At 48.8% G+C, this 16,707-nt stretch carries 12 protein-coding genes; 7 read left to right on the top strand and 5 right to left on the bottom strand.

Going from position 1 to position 16,707, the window contains the following annotated elements; genetic code table 11:
* The first annotated feature begins 114 nt into the window (after window positions 1-114).
* On the top strand, window positions 115-387 hold the full coding sequence (locus ACDJ59_RS01140; RefSeq protein WP_143781469.1) for a hypothetical protein: 273 nt from the start codon (window positions 115-117) through the stop codon (window positions 385-387).
* A 45-nt stretch (window positions 388-432) separates the two neighbouring features.
* Complete coding sequence (locus tag ACDJ59_RS01135) at window positions 433-1,998, top strand: M4 family metallopeptidase (RefSeq protein ID WP_413407344.1); 1,566 nt, start codon at window positions 433-435, stop codon at window positions 1,996-1,998.
* A 170-nt stretch (window positions 1,999-2,168) separates the two neighbouring features.
* On the opposite strand, the gene ACDJ59_RS01130 is transcribed toward ACDJ59_RS01135, so the two are convergent.
* Both ACDJ59_RS01130 and ACDJ59_RS01125 read right to left on the bottom strand, forming a co-directional pair.
* Window positions 2,169-7,382 (bottom strand): WIAG-tail domain, encoded by a 5,214-nt coding sequence (locus ACDJ59_RS01130; RefSeq protein ID WP_413407343.1) that lies wholly within the window; start codon window positions 7,380-7,382, stop codon window positions 2,169-2,171.
* Between the two features lie 253 nt (window positions 7,383-7,635).
* Entirely contained in the window at window positions 7,636-7,791 is a 156-nt protein-coding gene (locus ACDJ59_RS01125; protein ID WP_413407342.1) for a hypothetical protein, read from the bottom strand.
* A 26-nt stretch (window positions 7,792-7,817) separates the two neighbouring features.
* Between ACDJ59_RS01125 and ACDJ59_RS01120 the strand changes: the two genes are divergently transcribed.
* Together ACDJ59_RS01120 and asd are read left to right on the top strand one after the other, a co-directional pair.
* Window positions 7,818-9,029: a YheC/YheD family protein gene (locus tag ACDJ59_RS01120; protein WP_413407341.1), complete on the top strand. Its 1,212-nt coding sequence runs from the start codon at window positions 7,818-7,820 to the stop codon at window positions 9,027-9,029.
* A gap of 85 nt (window positions 9,030-9,114) precedes the next feature.
* Complete coding sequence (asd, locus tag ACDJ59_RS01115; protein ID WP_413407340.1) at window positions 9,115-9,906, top strand: archaetidylserine decarboxylase; 792 nt, start codon at window positions 9,115-9,117, stop codon at window positions 9,904-9,906.
* Window positions 9,907-10,253: 347 nt separating this feature from the next.
* Here asd and ACDJ59_RS01110 read toward each other — a convergent pair whose 3' ends face one another.
* Window positions 10,254-11,039, bottom strand: coding sequence for an AraC family transcriptional regulator (locus ACDJ59_RS01110; protein ID WP_036605807.1), 786 nt, complete (start codon window positions 11,037-11,039; stop codon window positions 10,254-10,256).
* Between the two features lie 178 nt (window positions 11,040-11,217).
* Window positions 11,218-12,678 carry a PLP-dependent aminotransferase family protein gene (locus ACDJ59_RS01105; RefSeq protein WP_413407339.1) on the bottom strand — a complete coding sequence of 487 codons (1,461 nt, stop codon included), beginning with the start codon at window positions 12,676-12,678 and terminating at the stop codon, window positions 11,218-11,220.
* A 152-nt stretch (window positions 12,679-12,830) separates the two neighbouring features.
* Here ACDJ59_RS01105 and ACDJ59_RS01100 point away from each other — a divergent pair, with 152 nt between their 5' ends.
* From ACDJ59_RS01100 to ACDJ59_RS01090, 3 genes are all read left to right on the top strand, one after another.
* On the top strand, window positions 12,831-13,448 hold the full coding sequence (locus tag ACDJ59_RS01100; protein WP_413407338.1) for a pyridoxamine 5'-phosphate oxidase family protein: 618 nt from the start codon (window positions 12,831-12,833) through the stop codon (window positions 13,446-13,448).
* Window positions 13,449-13,626: 178 nt separating this feature from the next.
* Window positions 13,627-14,925 (top strand): aminotransferase class I/II-fold pyridoxal phosphate-dependent enzyme, encoded by a 1,299-nt coding sequence (locus ACDJ59_RS01095; protein WP_105601251.1) that lies wholly within the window; start codon window positions 13,627-13,629, stop codon window positions 14,923-14,925.
* A gap of 265 nt (window positions 14,926-15,190) precedes the next feature.
* The gene (locus ACDJ59_RS01090) at window positions 15,191-15,319 is read left to right on the top strand and encodes a hypothetical protein (protein ID WP_017692471.1); all 129 of its coding nucleotides are present in this window, start codon (window positions 15,191-15,193) and stop codon (window positions 15,317-15,319) included.
* Between the two features lie 169 nt (window positions 15,320-15,488).
* On the opposite strand, the gene ACDJ59_RS01085 is transcribed toward ACDJ59_RS01090, so the two are convergent.
* A complete protein-coding gene (locus tag ACDJ59_RS01085; RefSeq protein WP_413407337.1) occupies window positions 15,489-16,706 on the bottom strand; it encodes an ABC transporter permease in 1,218 nt (405 codons plus the stop codon).
* Window position 16,707: the final 1 nt, after the last annotated feature.

The raw sequence follows: 16,707 nt of genomic DNA, 5'->3' as shown, positions 1-16,707 counted from the left end.
AGGTTGATTAGATTATGACCTCATTCACAGAACCTGTTAAGCAGATACATTCTATTCTTGAGAGGAGTGATGCCGTTCAGAACACACTGCCTTTGTCATTTACGCAAACCCGGATTGAACACCCCAGTTTTCCGTGAACGTATCTTCTACCTGCGCAATTGGACAACCCCCGGCTTTCTGAAAGAGGAACACAATAGACGATTCAACCTTCGGGTTGAACTGAATAAACGGTTATCCTTTTTGTTTGGTGTCGTGCTTAACACTTCCCGAGCTAAGGCCAAGCCGATTTTGTTCCAATCGTTTCTTGTCTCATTCCACGCTTCAGGTCTAGCCCCACGCTCCGCGCTGCCCAAGTTGCAGACGGAATTCCAACCGAGACTGGCATGAACATTTTCCAACCAAAAAATAAGTTTAAGAATGGGAGAGTTTACTATGAAATTTGCCAAAGTTATGCCAACAATTCTTGGAGGAGCTCTTTTGCTCGCTTCCGTGTCCTCTGCTACTGCAGCTCCAGTGTCTGATCAATCCATTCCACTTCAGGCCCCTTATGCCTCTGAGGAGGGTATTCCATTGAACAGTGGAACAGATGACACCATCTTTAATTATCTTGGACAGCAGGAACAATTTCTGAATACCGATGTGAAATCCCAGCTCAAAATTGTTAAAAGAAACACAGATACATCTGGCGTAAGACACTTCCGCCTGAAACAATATATTAAAGGTATCCCGGTTTATGGTGCAGAACAGACGGTGCACCTGGACAAAACCGGAGCCGTGAGCTCCGCACTTGGCGATCTTCCACCGATTGAAGAGCAGGCCATTCCGAATGATGGTGTAGCCGAGATCAGCGGAGAAGACGCGATCCAGATTGCAACCGAAGAAGCAACCTCCCGAATTGGAGAGCTTGGCGCCGCGGAAATCACACCTCAAGCTGAATTGAACATCTATCATCATGAAGAAGATGGTCAGACGTATCTGGTTTACATTACGGAAGTAAACGTACTGGAACCAGCCCCTCTACGGACCAAATATTTCATTAACGCAGTGGATGGCAGTATCGTATCCCAGTTTGACCTCATTAATTTTGCCACCGGAACAGGTACAGGTGTGCTTGGTGATACCAAAACCCTGACAACCACCCAATCCGGCAGCACCTTCCAACTGAAAGACACCACACGTGGCAATGGCATCCAAACGTACACGGCGAACAATGGCTCCTCACTGCCCGGTAGCTTGCTCACAGATTCGGATAATGTATGGACTGATCGTGCAGGTGTAGATGCCCACGCCCATGCAGCTGCTACGTATGATTTCTACAAAAACAAATTCAATCGTAACGGTATTAATGGTAGCGGATTGTTGATCAGATCAACCGTGCACTACGGCTCCAATTACAATAATGCCTTCTGGAACGGGGCACAGATTGTCTTTGGTGACGGAGATGGAACGACGTTCCGATCCCTGTCTGGTGATCTGGATGTTGTGGGCCATGAATTGACGCATGGTGTTATTGAATATACAGCCAATCTGGAATATCGCAATGAACCAGGTGCACTCAATGAAGCCTTTGCCGATATTTTCGGTAATACGATCCAAAGCAAAAACTGGCTGCTCGGTGATGATATCTACACACCTAACATTCCAGGAGATGCACTGCGCTCCCTCTCCAACCCCTCATTGTACGGTCAACCTGACAAATACAGCGATCGCTACACAGGCACACAGGACAACGGCGGTGTCCATACCAACAGCGGTATCATCAACAAAGCTTACTACCTTGCTGCTCAAGGCGGGACACATAATGGTGTGACTGTTACCGGAATCGGTCGGGATAAAGCGATCCAGATTTTCTACAGCACACTGGTGAACTACCTGACACCAACGTCCAAATTTGCCGCTGCCAAAACAGCTACCATTCAAGCAGCCAAAGATCTGTACGGAGCAACTTCCGCTGAAGCTACTGCTATTACCAAAGCGTATCAAGCTGTAGGCCTGTAAAATCTTATTTTAATGTGGTTGAACTTATAATGTACTCATCATAATGGTAACAAAACGTTCAGACACCCCTCACCGTCCGAACGGATTAAGCTTAGATCAACCAAAAGCGGTGTCCCGGACAACTCTGGACACCGCTTTTGTCATTTGTTTATTACGGATACAATCCTGCACTATCCTTGCGAAGGTCCCGCAGCAATCCATGACAACAACCCGTACGTATGCTTGCAATCTGCTGTACGTGACACTTCAAGTACCGCTTCATCCTCACTCTGCGAGAGCAGGGAAATCTGGAATCCCCGATCATTACTCATGCCCACAATCACATAATGTTCTGAAGCAAATGATTCTTCAAAAACAACGGTTACCTCTGTGCTTACTTCACTCTCTGGCAGTACAAAAGCTTCCATTCCGAATTGTTGTACAACCGGTTGTTTACTTACGCTGCGAACGGGCTGGAAGGCCAGATGTTGGGCTTGAACTGCACCCGATTGCAACTGGTTGCTGCCCACGGCATCATCACACAGATGCTCTTGTGTAATCGATTGTTCACTTAACATAAACTCCGTAGTTCCAGCGATCTCCTGTGACCGTTCAAGCTGTGGTTGCTGAGCCTGATCTTCCTGAACTTCCTGCTCTGCCTGTTCTGTCGTGAACAAAGCTGCCGGTAGTTCGCCAAGCTGATCTGTTTGGGATACCAGCTCTTGTTGTTGCTCCAGACCAGCACTAGGTATTGCCTCGACGATTACCTGCTGTGATTGCTGTACACCTTCATTTTCTGGTTGAAGCAATCCCTCTTGTCTTTTGATAGCTGCCAGTTGCTCCAGCGTTTCTCCACTGAACTGACGGATCGCATTCCATATCTCTTCGCTCAGATGTGCTGGACCTACAATCCCCGCATTCAAATGATTAGAGGTAATACTCTGCTCACTCAGTTTGCTGCCGTTCACGCTGCCATCGGCCAATTTGGCACTGGTGACAGACCCATTTTGCAGATGAACCCCGCTTACTGCTTCCTCTTCCAGATGGGTTGTGCGAATACTGCGTTCTTGAATATGATCAGCATGAATCGTTCCATCTTGAATATGCCGAGATTGCACACTTTTGTCTGCCATGTGGATAGCCGATACCGCACCTTCAAGCAATTTATTACCGTTTACACTGCCGTCCGCCATTTTGGCACTTGTTATGGAACCATTGTGCAGGTGAATCGCACTTACCGATTCCGCTTTGAGGTGGGAGATCCCAATGCTACGCTCCTGAATATGGTCAGCATGTATGGCTCTCTCTTGGATATGACGGGATTGCACACTTCCATTGGCAATATGGACATCCAACACCGCATCTTCAAGCAGTTTACTACTGCTCACACTGCCATCAGCCAGTTTAGCACCCGTTACGGATTCATTTTGCAGATGAACCGCACTTATTGCTTCCTCTTCCAGATGGAACGTACTAATGCTATGCTCCTGAATATGATCAGCAAGAATCGATCCTGCCTGGATATGGCGAGTTTGCACACTTTCTGATGCGATATGGCTCCCCAATACAGCATCTTCGAGCAATTTGCTGCCGCTAATGCTACCGTCAGCCAATTTGGCACTCGTTACGGACCCATTTTGCAGATGAACCGCACTTACGGCTTCCTCTTCCAGATGGGTTGTGCCTATGCTTCGCTCCTGAATATGATCAGCTTGAATGGCTCCTGCCTGAATATGCTCGGATTGCACACTTTCTGATGCGATATGAATCCCGGATACCGTACCTTCAAGTAACTTGCTGCCGGTTATACTGCTATCCGCCAGTTTTGCACTCGTTACAGATCCATTTTGCAAATGAATAGCACTTACCGATTCTTCTTCCAAATGTGCTGTGCCGATGCTCCGCTCTTGAATATGATCAGCATGAATGGCTCCTGCCTGAATCTTACTGGATCGCACACTATCGTCTGCAATGTGGATATCTGATACGGCTCCTTCAAGCAGCTTGCTGCCGGTTACACTGCCGTCGGCCAACTTGGTACTTGTCACAGCTCCATTTTGCAGATGAATGGCACTTACTGCTTCCTGTTCCAAGTGAAGCATGCCGATGCTGTGCTCCTGAATATGGTCACTAAGGATTACTCCTGCCTGGATATGGCGGGATTGCACACTTTCAGAGGCGATATGGATTCCCGACACCGCATCTTCGATCAACTTGCTTCCGGTTACACTGCCGTCGGCCAGTTTGGTACTGATGACAGACCCATTTTGCAGGTGAATCGCACTTACTGCTTCCTCCTCCAGATGGGTTGTGCCGATGCTCCGCTCCTGAATATGATCAGCATGAATGGCGTCTGCCTGAATATGCCCGGATTGCACGCTTTCGGATGCAATATGAATCCCCGATACGGTTCCTTCAAGCAATTTGCTGCCATTTATACTGCCATCCGCCAGTTTGGCACTCGTTACAGATCCATTTTGTAAATGAACCTCACTTACAGACTCCTCATCCAGATGAACTGAGCCAATACTGCACTCTTGAATATGATCAGCAAGGATTGCGCCTTCTTGGATATGACGGGTTTGCACACTTTCATTGGCAATGTGAGTAGCCGATACGCTTTCTGCGGCTAATTTGCTGCCATCCACACTACCCGTTGCTAGTTTGGAGCGTGTTACAGATTCATCCTGCAAAATAATCGTACTTACCGCTTCTTCTTCCAGATGAGACGTTCCGATGCTGCGTTCATGGATATGATGAGGGAGAATTTCACCATCTTGAATATGACGGGAATGCACAGCTCCTTGCTGCAGGTGAACAGCACTTGTCGACTCTGCCTGAAGATGCAAACCACTGATCAAACCTGGCTGAAGGTGGGCCGCTGTAATGGATAAAGGTGCCAGATGGTCTGTTTCGACAGATCCGGGTGCCAAGTGATGCGATGTGACCACCTGCTCAGCAATATGCTCCTCATGAATGATGTCTGGCTTCAGATGCTGTGAGCTCACTACTTGAGTTCCCAAATGGTCAGATTTCACGCTGCCTTCAGCCAGATGGACGGATTGTACAACGGATGGCTGCAAGTGCTCGCTACCTACAGCAGCCTGTTGCAGTTCTGTCCCGGATACCGAATCTGCTGTCAAATGGTCCGCACTTATGGAGCCATGCCGAAGTTTGTTGCCGGTAATACTGCCATCAGCGAATAACTCGGGCGAGCGTATTTCTTCCGACAAATGTTCCAGGGAAACGGCATGCTGCTTCAGGTGATATCCGCGAATGGTTCCTGCTGGAATATGTTTGGCGTTAATACTCTCTGCCATAATCTTGGAAGAAGTCACGCTGCCGTCTGCCAGTTTAGCTGATGTGACAGCAAAATCCGCCAGTTTATCTGTTGCAACACTCTCTGGTGAAAGCTTGGGAGAGGTAACCGCATGATCTGTTAGATGAGGCGGAAAAATGGACCCGCCAGCCAGCTGGGCTGAAGTTACACTATCAATAGCCAATTTGTCAGTTGTGACCGCGGCCCGTGCAATCGCATCCGTTTCAACACTGCCCGGCTGAAGATGAGGTACACCTACGGCATGTTCTGTCAGGTGTTCCGATTTCACTGCATAAGGTCTCAGGGCCTCGGAACCCACGCTGCCTGGAGCCAGATGTGTCCCTGTGACTCCACCACTCGCAAGATGCGAGGATATAACACTTCCCGGGGCAAGCGCTCTGCTACTCACCGATGCCGTTCCAAGCTTTTCTGTTGTCACACTTCCATCCGCGAGTTTAACGTCTGTAACGGCAGCATCCTGCAATTCATACGTACCCACGGCCGACTCTGCAAGATGCCGCTCACACACCACGTCGTCTGCAAGAGCGTCTCCGGACACACTTCCGGCAGATAGATGAGCTGCCTCGATGCTTCCACTTGCAATGTGAATAGAGTGAATTGCGGAATTGTCCACATGTACCGGCGTAATTCCCCGATTTGCAATGTGTTCCGCACGAATGGACCCTTTGGCAAGATGTTTACCCTGTACGGCTTCATCCGCAATTTTGGAAGAAATGACGCTCTGATCAGAGATCTTGGATGCCGTAATGGACTGCTCCAGCAATTTTGCTGTTCCAACAGACTGGTCTGCCAGTTTGCTGCTGGTTACTGCACCTTCTGTCAAATGCTCACTGCCCACTTCTCCATTGCCAATCTGCTCCTTGCCAACGGAATGAGCTCGAATCTGGCTTGAACCGATTGAACCGTCCAGTAGATGTCTTCCACTTAATGAACCCTCAGCTAAATGTCTTGTTTGTATGGATCCATCCTCTATCTGGTCACTTCCAATACTGCCATTTAATAGTTGTGAACGACCGACAGACCCTTCTGCCAGATGTGTCTGTTTAACAGCACCTGCCTGAATATGGTGAGACTCGATGGAGTGTTCTTCGATTTTGCTGCCTGTGACAGCAGCTTCACGAATTTTGGTTGTAGTCACTGCATCGTCAGCCAGTTTGGAGGTATTCACAGCTCCTCCCGTGAGATGCCTTGTATCCACCCCGCTAATCGCGATCTTGTCTCCAGTTACGGCATGATTTTTGATTAATTCTTCCGTTACCAGCATGCGGCTGAGATGTCTTGTGCTGATGGAACCGTCGGCAATTTTGGCCGAATCGATGGCCTGGTTGCCAAGCTTCTGAGAAGTAATACTGCCATCTCTGATTTTCTCACCTGCAATAGAAGCATTTCGTATTTTGTGACCAGACACAGAACCGTCAATCAGGTGCTCCTCAGATACAGACGCTTCCGCAAGTTTCGCTGAAACAATGGCCCCGTCTGCAATGTGAATGCTGGTCACCGCATAATCCTGCAATGCTTCACTGCCGACCGCATCCGGTTTCAGCTTGGAGGCATCTACAGAGAAAGGAGCCAACTTGCTCTCCGTAACAGCAAATTCACTCAAGTCATCCGTGTAGATGTAATGTCCGGTATGACCCGGCATCTGGTTCTGGTTTAGGATCTGCAGCCGATCCTTGCTTGTTGTTTCTTGTTTGATGATACCCACCTCTTCTTCCAGAACAAGCGGAGCCACGCTGCTAACCTGAATCTGCTTATCCGAGCTATCTTCTGTCTCGATTTCCTTGCTATCAGACTCTACGGGTTCCGGCTTGATTTCGGCTTCGATCTCCAACTCTTCCAGCTCGTTTGTTGAAGCAGGTAGCTCCATTGAGTCGAATAGGAATTCTTCCGACTCTTGAACAGCCCTTGAGTCCCTTTTATTGGTATTCAAGCGTTCTTCCCTATTCACAGTGAAACCTGAGTTCATCTTGTCTGCCCGGCGATCAGTCAGTTCCAATTCCTTGTATTTCGGGCTCACATGCCGCAGTTTCGGCGTCGGAACCTTCTTTTTGCCATTTTTACTCATGCAGCTTGCTCCTTCCTCTAACGTTCGTCTCCGGCATCATATGCTTCCATATGGGCATCTGCCACTTCATTTATGACTTTTGCGGATTCCAGAGTACGGATGTACAGGCGTCAAGACAGGAAGATTCGATGATCTTCGTGGAAATAGGCGTGTCAGGGCAGCAGAGGAAAGGCGGCTGTCCACGCCCCCGTCCCATTCATGTCATAGGATATTATATCTAGGTCGTGTCTGAAAACTCGCTGAAGTGCATCTTTCAACGTCTTTTCGCCCCCTGCTGTGTCACTTTCACTTGACGTGCCCCGGCACGCCTGCGGAAAACTTCCTTAGCTTGGAACGAAAATTCGGCAAAACCTGCTTCCTTCGGAGTTTTAGACACGCCCTGAGCAAGCACTAGTGCTTGGCGATGCATCTTACACACCGGTCTGCGTTATCGCGATGTCTGAGCCATGCGGTGACAGGCCGGCATTCCATGAATGGACGATCCATGGTCGCGATAACATCGAAGGAGGAACGGTCATGCTCCAAGAAACGATCGGCATTATGTTCGATTCACGCATGTACCGGGGGATACCGGCCGGAAGGACCGGTCAGGAATCACTCGCGAATTATGAACAGGCAGCGGCCAGTTATGGATTAACTCCCTGCTTTTTGAGGCTGGAAGATATCGATTCGGATCAAAAAACATGTCTTGCCTATGTTAAAAAAGAAGGCAGATATGTTCGCGAGCGCATGCCACTGCCCTCCGTCATTCATAACCGCTCACTCCAGCTTCGCCGGACGGAACAGCATCAGATCACCAAGCTGATGTTGCAGGGTATCCAGGTATTCAATGTTCGCAACCGGTACCGTAAAGATCACATTCATGACATGCTTCATCAGGACCTCGCCTTGCGAGAACACCTGCCCCGTGCAGTCAAAGCTACGCCAGAGTCTCTGGCCTATATGATGGAACAATATGATGACCTCGTCATCAAACCATGCAGCGGTAGCATCGGTCATGGGATTATGCGAGTCTTTGAGCGAGATGGACAGTGGAAACTAACCTGTGAGACGAAGGCGGCACGCAAAGGGTGGGCTACCTTCCGATTGAGCAAAGGACAGCTTCCTTCCGCCACCCTAAGGCGGATCTTTCGCCATGCCTACCTCATTGAAGAGCGTATCCCACTGGTACGTTATGAGGGCAGGCCGGTAGATTTGCGGGTATCTGTACAACGGGGCAGCGATGGTCTTTGGGGAATAACAGGCATGTTTGCCAAAGCGGCTCCTGCCCATACGTTTGTCAGCAATATCGCCCAGGGCGGTAAAGTCATGAAGCTCGCAGAGGCCCTTGGATTAGGGGAATCTGGCTTCGACCTGGCTCGACTGGAATACAGAATCGGACTCGTTGCACTTCGAATTGCCCAGAACCTGGCGGCCAGTCTGCCACATCTGGCTGATCTGGGTCTTGATCTCGGGATAACGCGCAGCGGCCAGATCTATTTTATTGAATGCAATGGACGGGATCAGCGTTACGGTTTTCGCAAGGCGGGAATGTCGGAACACTGGAAGGCAACGTACAGCAAACCGATGGCTTATGGGCGTCTGCTGCTGGAACAGAATTCGAGAATTCCGAGACAACCGCAGACATACGATAGGAGACTATATTGATTTCGTGTGCATTCTGTGTCAATATTATGCAGAACGGCCGGTCTTGCCGGCCTTGAAGTTCGCATTAACCCTAAGGGGGATATTCATGGCAAAAACGCTGTTGCGATTAATGACCGAGCTTTCTTCGCGCAAATGGATCTCCCGGACCGTGGGAGCCTTCTCCAAAAGCCGGGGAAGTAAGGCATTTATCCCTTATTTTGTCCGGACCTACGACATCCCTGTTCAGGAGGCCGAGAAAGACTGGAAGGAATACCGTTCACTGAACGATTTCTTTACCCGCAAATTAAAGCCGGGCATGCGCCCGTTGGAACTTTCAGAGCATGCACTGATCAGCCCGGTAGATGCCAGGATTACGGCAGCCGGTCCAATATCTGCAGGGACACTCCTGAATGTTAAGGGACAAAATTATACACTTGCTGAATTATTAAACCATTCTCCCCATCTGGAGAAGTACAAGCACGGGTACGGGTTCGTCCTCTATCTCAGCCCTCGCGACTATCACCGCATTCATGCACCTGTCAGCGGCCGCAAAATAGAGAGCGAACACATCAAGGGCAAAGTTTATCCCGTGAATGACTTTGGCCTGACCCATATGAGATCCGTGCTTAGTCGAAACGAACGGCTCATTACGTATATCGCACACGATTACGGTGAAGTGGCGGTTGTCAAAGTAGGTGCGATGAACGTGAGTAGCATACAATATGCTGATACGGACACAAGTACCTGGGCACAAGGCGATGATCTGGCCTATTTTGAATTCGGTTCCACGGTTGTTCTACTGACGCAGAGTGGCACATTCGAACCAAACCCGGGCTTACAGCTAGGCGATTCGGTCAAAATGGGAGCATTGCTTGGTCGTTTGAAACCGAAGACCTAATGAGTCCATACGCAAATAAAGAGGATGGCGCAGCACCTGTAACCAGGTATTGCGCCATCCTCTTTATGAATTCATATTCATCCATATATACATGCAATACGAAGCTTCGCTCCGTCGTTATTGGTCTGCTGAGTTCTCCTCAAAACCACACATCTTGCAAGTCCTCTGCCGGTTTGAAGCGACGCAGACGGTTCCGGAAAATATTGCATCCCTTCGTAGAGCATCCCCGGTTGCGGACCCGACGTTTTCCGTTCATCACAAGTTCCCCCTTTTGGTCATCTGGAATGCTAGATAATTACCCTTGCATTCCAGACTTGAAACGGTTTCCTGTTTTTCTCATCAGAATTTTAACGAATCTCGGACGGGCTTTTGCCGGTATACTGCTTGAACTGACGACTGAAGAAGAAAATATCCCGGTAGCCCAGAGCATCCGCCACTTCGGTCACATTCATGCCGGTATGCACCAGCAGATGTTCCGCCCGTTCAATACGCATGCGGATAATATAAGATTGCACCGATGATCCCACCAGTTCCTTGAACTTAATCGAGAAGTATCGGGGCGATAAGCCAGCCCGCGCAGCCAGATCTTCCACCCGATGCGTAATTCCCGGATGCTGACGCACATAATTGGCGACCTCCTGGATGACATCGGACAACTGGTTGCTTACCTTTTTCTCCACAGGTTCTTCCGTATCGGCGCGCAGCAAATGAATCATCAATTGTTTCAGAATCAATCGACTCTCTTCATCACGTCCGTACACATCCGATAAGAACAGTCTTACATAACGTGCCAGCAAGTGCTCAAACTCCACCGTTTCCTGTACCTCGCGATAGGACTGGGGAACGTCAGCAACAGGCACGTCCACATCAAAGTGAATATACGTAAGTACCAACGGTTTTTGCTTATTATGTGTTGCAGTAGGATGATCTCCTGGCCTGAACAAAAAACAACTACCCTTGCCAACTTCATACGACTGGTCATTCAGTACAAGCGTTCCTTCACCACTCCATACATAAAATAAATCATAGTTTTGCATCGGTTTTTCCCGTTTCTGCCACTTCCAGCCCGGTTCACAGACAATTTTGGCGACAGCGGGCAAAATAACAAATGATGACGGCGATGCCTGCAGCATGTCGCCACTCCCCCTTGATAGTTAATCTCTCTGCATATGGCATCCTTCTGATCTGAATCTCACTTCTTCAATCCAGGCCATATGTATTTCAGTATCTTGCATGATTAAATACAACTTGCTCATATATAATCTCTGCTCCTACAGGAGCGAAATGTCTTATCCCATTATACAGCGGAATTCACCGAAACGAAAATGTGCACTTCTCCCAGGCTAGCCGCATTCGCCGGATTCCCTCTGTTATCTCTTCTTTCTCCAGATGTGCAAAAGCAAAGCAGGCCGCCGGATGACCTGAAGTCAGCCGATATCGCTCTGCATCACGGAACAATATGCCATCCTCCTCAGCAAGCTTTTTAAATCGCTGATAACTGTCCACATCGCCATTCCAGGTAGCATAGATATGCAGTCCTGCATCACCAAGTTGCATCGTGAATGCTTCCGGCAACTGTAGTTCCATTTCTCGCACAAAAAAATCATGCCGTTCCCCATATAACCGGGTTAACCGTCGTAAGTGCCTCAGGTAACCTCCTCGGGTCATAAACTTCGCCAGTGCGCGCTGCTCCAGCAGTGCGGGAGGTACCGGTTCATACAACGCCTTGGCGGCAAGCAGAGGTTCTACCAGACCAGGTGGCAGGACAGCGTAGCCAAGTCGGAACGAAGCAACCATCGTTTGTGAGAATGAACCGACGTAGACGACACGCTGTTCACGATCAAGCACTTTGAGGGGCTCAATTGGTCTTCCGCCCCATCGGAATTCACTGTCATAATCATCTTCAATGATGACCGCATTCCGCTTTGAGGCCCACGCAAGCAAGGCACGTCTTCTGTCCAATCCCAGCACGGCCCCTGTTGGAAACTGCCGGGTAGGGGTGACAAATAACGTCTGTGCCTCCCAAGGCTGAGGAATAATGCCTGCGGCATCCAGCTCTGCCGGGATGATATGCCCACCACAGGACTTGACGGCATGAGCGATGCCCGGATACCCCGGATTCTCTAATACAACTGCTGCCCCCTCTGCGATCAACAGCTGGGATAGAAGGGTTATGCCTTGCATTGAACCGCTGAACAATACAATCTGAGATGGTTCAGCCTGAATACCACGTGTCCATCTGAGATGGGAGGCGATGGCCTCACGCAGCTCCGGATCACCGGCTACACCGCTTGATTCTCGCCAACCACTGCGATGAACCGCAGCGAGTGCACTCTTCCACTCCCCTAACGGGAAATGTTCGGCAGGCATGCGCTGCATTTGAAAGTTAATGACGGACGCCTTCGGTGAAGACATCTGAGTCCGCAGGATTTCATGTTGTGTATTCAACCTCTGTACTCGTTCGCCCCAGGGAGACAACTTGAGAACGGCTTCCTGTTTTTCATTTTCCTGAGTGGATAATGTTTCGGTGACAAATGTACCTCTTCCACGATGTGCATGGACATAACCATCCGCAAGCAGCATGTCGTATACCTGAGCTACCGAACCACGTGACATCTCATATTGCTTTGCCAACTCACGGGTGGAAGGAAGCCGCGTGCCTCCCACCAATGTGCCTGCATGAATGGCATCACGTAACGCATGGTACAGTGCCTCATATTTGTATCGATGCTGAAGTTCATAGGTATCCATCGGCAGCCACAATTCCATCATGCACCTCTCTTCATTTGTCTTCATCTATGATCCCTGACTAATTGGCCTACTAAAGTGAATGTAAATTGGATCTATTTCATTGTCAATGTATGAACTATTGTTATCCATAAGATATGGCGTTCTATTATACAGTCAATGATGGGGGAATACACATGAGACGGAAAGAATTCACAGTAGATGAAGAACAAGAGATTACCGCATTTCTGGATCAGTGCTCCTTCGGGTTTCTGGGAACGGTCAGCCCGGACGGACAACCACGGGTTACACCGCTGAATTTCGTATATATGGACGGTTGCTTTTATTTTCACGGCAGTCTGGCTGGTGAGAAGATGAAACAGATCAAAAAGGATTCGTCGGTCAGTTTCACGGTGGCTGAAGAGTTCTCCCTGATTCCATCCTATTTCAGTGATCCTGAGCTTGCTTGTCCGGCGACTTCTTTCTTCAAAAGTGTTATGGCCTTTGGTCAGGCTGAACCGGTTAAAGATCTGGACATCAAAGGTAAGGTATTACAACGATTCATGGAGAAACTCCAGCCGCAAGGCGGATATGTATCCATTGATGCTACTGACTCGCGTTACACAGGAAACCTCAAAGCTGTAGCCGTTGTAAGAATCGTGCCAGAACGAATCAGCGCCAAGTTTAAATTCGGACAAAATCTCTCCAGTGAACGATTCGATCATATCAGTAGTCAACTGGAACAACGCAATGAGGGACGAGATGCCGAAACTGCTGAAATGATGCGGAAATACTGTCCATTTCATCAGCAATAAGTTTCATTTCTTGAGGATTACTCCAAGGTCGAATACAACGATAACCCACCCGAAAACCCTCCGCAACAACGCGGTAAAGTGATATAACTGTCATATTGCGTAATTTCCGTGACGGGGGCATGTCAAGGTGATATAATGTTAGGCAGTTGAATCACAAAGACTTGGAAGGATGAAAAGAATGAATCCACTGGCTGAACAGTTGAACGAAAGTATTCAGACAGGCAGCAGTCACGTCTACTCCATGCTGTCACAGCTTGGCAAAGAAATTTATTTTCCTAAAGAAGGGATCTTGAGTCAATCTGCTGAAGCAGCAAGCTTGGCCAAGACCCATAATGCCACGATTGGTATCGCCCTGGAGGGTGGTGTGCCGATGCATCTTCAGGTTATTCAGGAGAAGCTGTCTGCATTCCAGCCAAAGGATCTGTATCCTTACGCTCCACCTGCAGGCAAACCTGAATTGCGGACCGTCTGGAGAGACAAGATGCTGAAGGAAACGCCTTCCCTGAAAGGCAAAACGTTTGGAAATCCAATTGTAACCAATGCATTAACCCATGGACTAAGTATCGTAGCCGACCTGTTCGCCGATGAAGGGGACGCTGTCATATATCCGGATAAAAACTGGGAAAATTACGAGCTGACCTTCGGAATTCGTCGTCATGGCCAGTTGGTTCATTATCCCCTGTTCGATGATCAGTTGAACTTCAACAGTGATGGTCTGCTTCAGGCTTTGCTTGATCAAAAGGACAAAGGTAAAGCGATCGTTCTGCTCAACTTCCCGAATAATCCAACAGGTTATACGCCTGGAGCGGAAGAAGCAGATGCAATTGTGAACACGATTCTTCAGGCAGCTGAAGCCGGCGTTAACGTGGTTGCTGTAACAGATGATGCCTACTTTGGACTGTTCTTTGAAGATTCCATTCATGAATCCCTGTTTGGCAAACTTGCCAACATTCATCCACGTGTGTTGACCGTAAAAGTGGATGGTGCAACCAAGGAGGAGTTTGTATGGGGCTTCCGCGTTGGATTCATTACGTATGCTCATGAAGATGCAGCCGTTCTGCATGCATTGGAACAAAAAACACTCGGTATTATCCGGGCAACGATCTCCAGTGGCCCGCATCCTTCCCAGACTTTTGTACTGGATGCGCTCAAGGCACCGGAGTTTGAAGCACAGAAACAGGAGAAGTTCGAGATTATGAAAGGCCGCGCCAATAAGGTAAAAGCCATTCTCGATAGCGGCAAGTATGGAGATGCATGGGACTATTATCCGTTCAACTCCGGTTACTTCATGTGCCTGAAGCTAAAAGAAGTTGGCGCTGAAGAACTTCGAAGCCATTTGCTGCACAAATATGGTGTGGGTACAATCGCGCTGGGTGAATCGGATCTTCGAATCGCTTTCTCCTGTATTGAAGAATCCGGATTGGAAGATCTGTATGAAACGATCTATCGTGGAGTTCAGGATCTGCGGACGACTTAGTTTAAATACCGTAACAAAGTTAAAAAAATCTCAGTAGATCAGGGGAAACAGGATCATGTCTGTACCCTGAATGATATAAGAACCCTTTGTATAACGGCGACGCTTCATGTCACTGAATATACAAAGGGTTCTTTTGTGTTTTATCAGCCCAAAAGCTTTAATTTCTGGCTTTACCGGGCATCGGCCCAATCAGCCTACCCCCACGGCACATAATATACGATGTACGCAAGGGCGTGCCAAACAACCACTTGAAAGGGGAATGACCATGTCTGGAGTTGAAGATACAAGAGGCGGTTATGGATGCGGCGGTTACGGCGGAGGATTTACAAACACAGGTGCCATTCTCGTTCTGTTCATCTTGCTCGTGATTATCACTAAATCGTTCCTCTGTTAGTACCAATACACACTTGCGCGAGAACCAAGTGATCTGATTGCAAGATTCCATTACAGCACAAAGAAGGGTATTCCGGGACACAGCCCGGAATACCCTTCTTTTGTTATCTTTTGTACCTCTCACTGATGAGCCCAATGTAATAATCCGAGTTGGTCAGGTGTCCGATCGTTTACTCGTCCTCTTCTTCCTTCAACCACTTGTTACCTTGCGAACGCCGCATGATCACAATCACCAGTATACCCAAAATAAGTGCTGCTCCGGTGACAGTCAGTCCACTTGCTCCGGCAGCCAACATAGGCAACCACATGAGCAATGCAGCCAGTGCATGTAGATGGAATATGAATCCCAACACCTGAGAACGACGACTCTCACCCGAGATTGGATAGATCATAATCCAGAACGACTCACTATGACTGCGACGCAGCGCACCTAACTGAACACCTGCAAGCAACAGGAAGAACAGATACACCCCTACACCAAAGTAGCTGCCTGCTGTCCACCAGGATAGTAACATGCCCAGTACAACTAGGCGTAACACGATTGAGAACACTTCGGTTCGAATAAACGTTTTGGTAATCAGATATCGGTAAGCTTTCCCTGCATTCCAGGGAAGACCGCTCCCCCATTTGCTAAGCCAGCGACGCGAACTTACTTTCTGGCCGGATGAAGGTACATCCACAAACCAGCCAAGTGTCCGCATAACCCTGCCAGCCTGACCCTGCTCTACCTGAATCAGTCGTTCCCACGCAACACGATGTTTCACCGGTATACGCAAGGCGACGATGTAGACAACAGCCAGCAACAGCAGGAACCAGACGCTGCGCTGCGGTGGCTGCCACAGCCAAGCGCCAACCGCCAGCACTGACAGAGCCCATCGGAAGAGACGATATCCTCTTGCCGCACCGACCTGAACCATTCTTAGCTCTTGCCATGCTCCATAACTGGACAACCCTTTCCACAGCAGCAGGAACACGATGAACCAGCCAAATGGCCGTGCATCCAGATCTGCTCTGACATAGAGGGGCCACAGTGTAACAAACACAAGCAGCAAGCCCAGAGTTTTATAGATGATGCCCCGGGCAAAGCTGTTCTTCAAATATTCCTGCATCCGGTATTCCTGTGGTCTTAGGAACACAATATCTGCCGGAAGCAGATATGTACGATAACTGCTAAACAGCACTAGCGGTGCCAGCAGCAGCAATGCAATCCAGCGAATCGGAAATTCCGCCGGAATATTCTGAACAAACGATGTATACCAGGCGGAGAACGCAATGACGAGAAATAAAAAGACCATCGCTACACCACTCTGGATCACATAACCCAGATAAGGAAGAATTCCGTTCCAGAATCCTGTGCGTCTTTGCTTCCATAGCAGCTTGAGATCCATG

Origin of the sequence: Paenibacillus amylolyticus (assembly GCF_047302515.1) — a bacterium.
Taxonomy (GTDB): domain Bacteria; phylum Bacillota; class Bacilli; order Paenibacillales; family Paenibacillaceae; genus Paenibacillus; species Paenibacillus amylolyticus_G.
The sequence above is the reverse complement of the archived record's forward strand: the minus strand, read 5'-3'. Positions and strand labels throughout refer to the sequence as shown.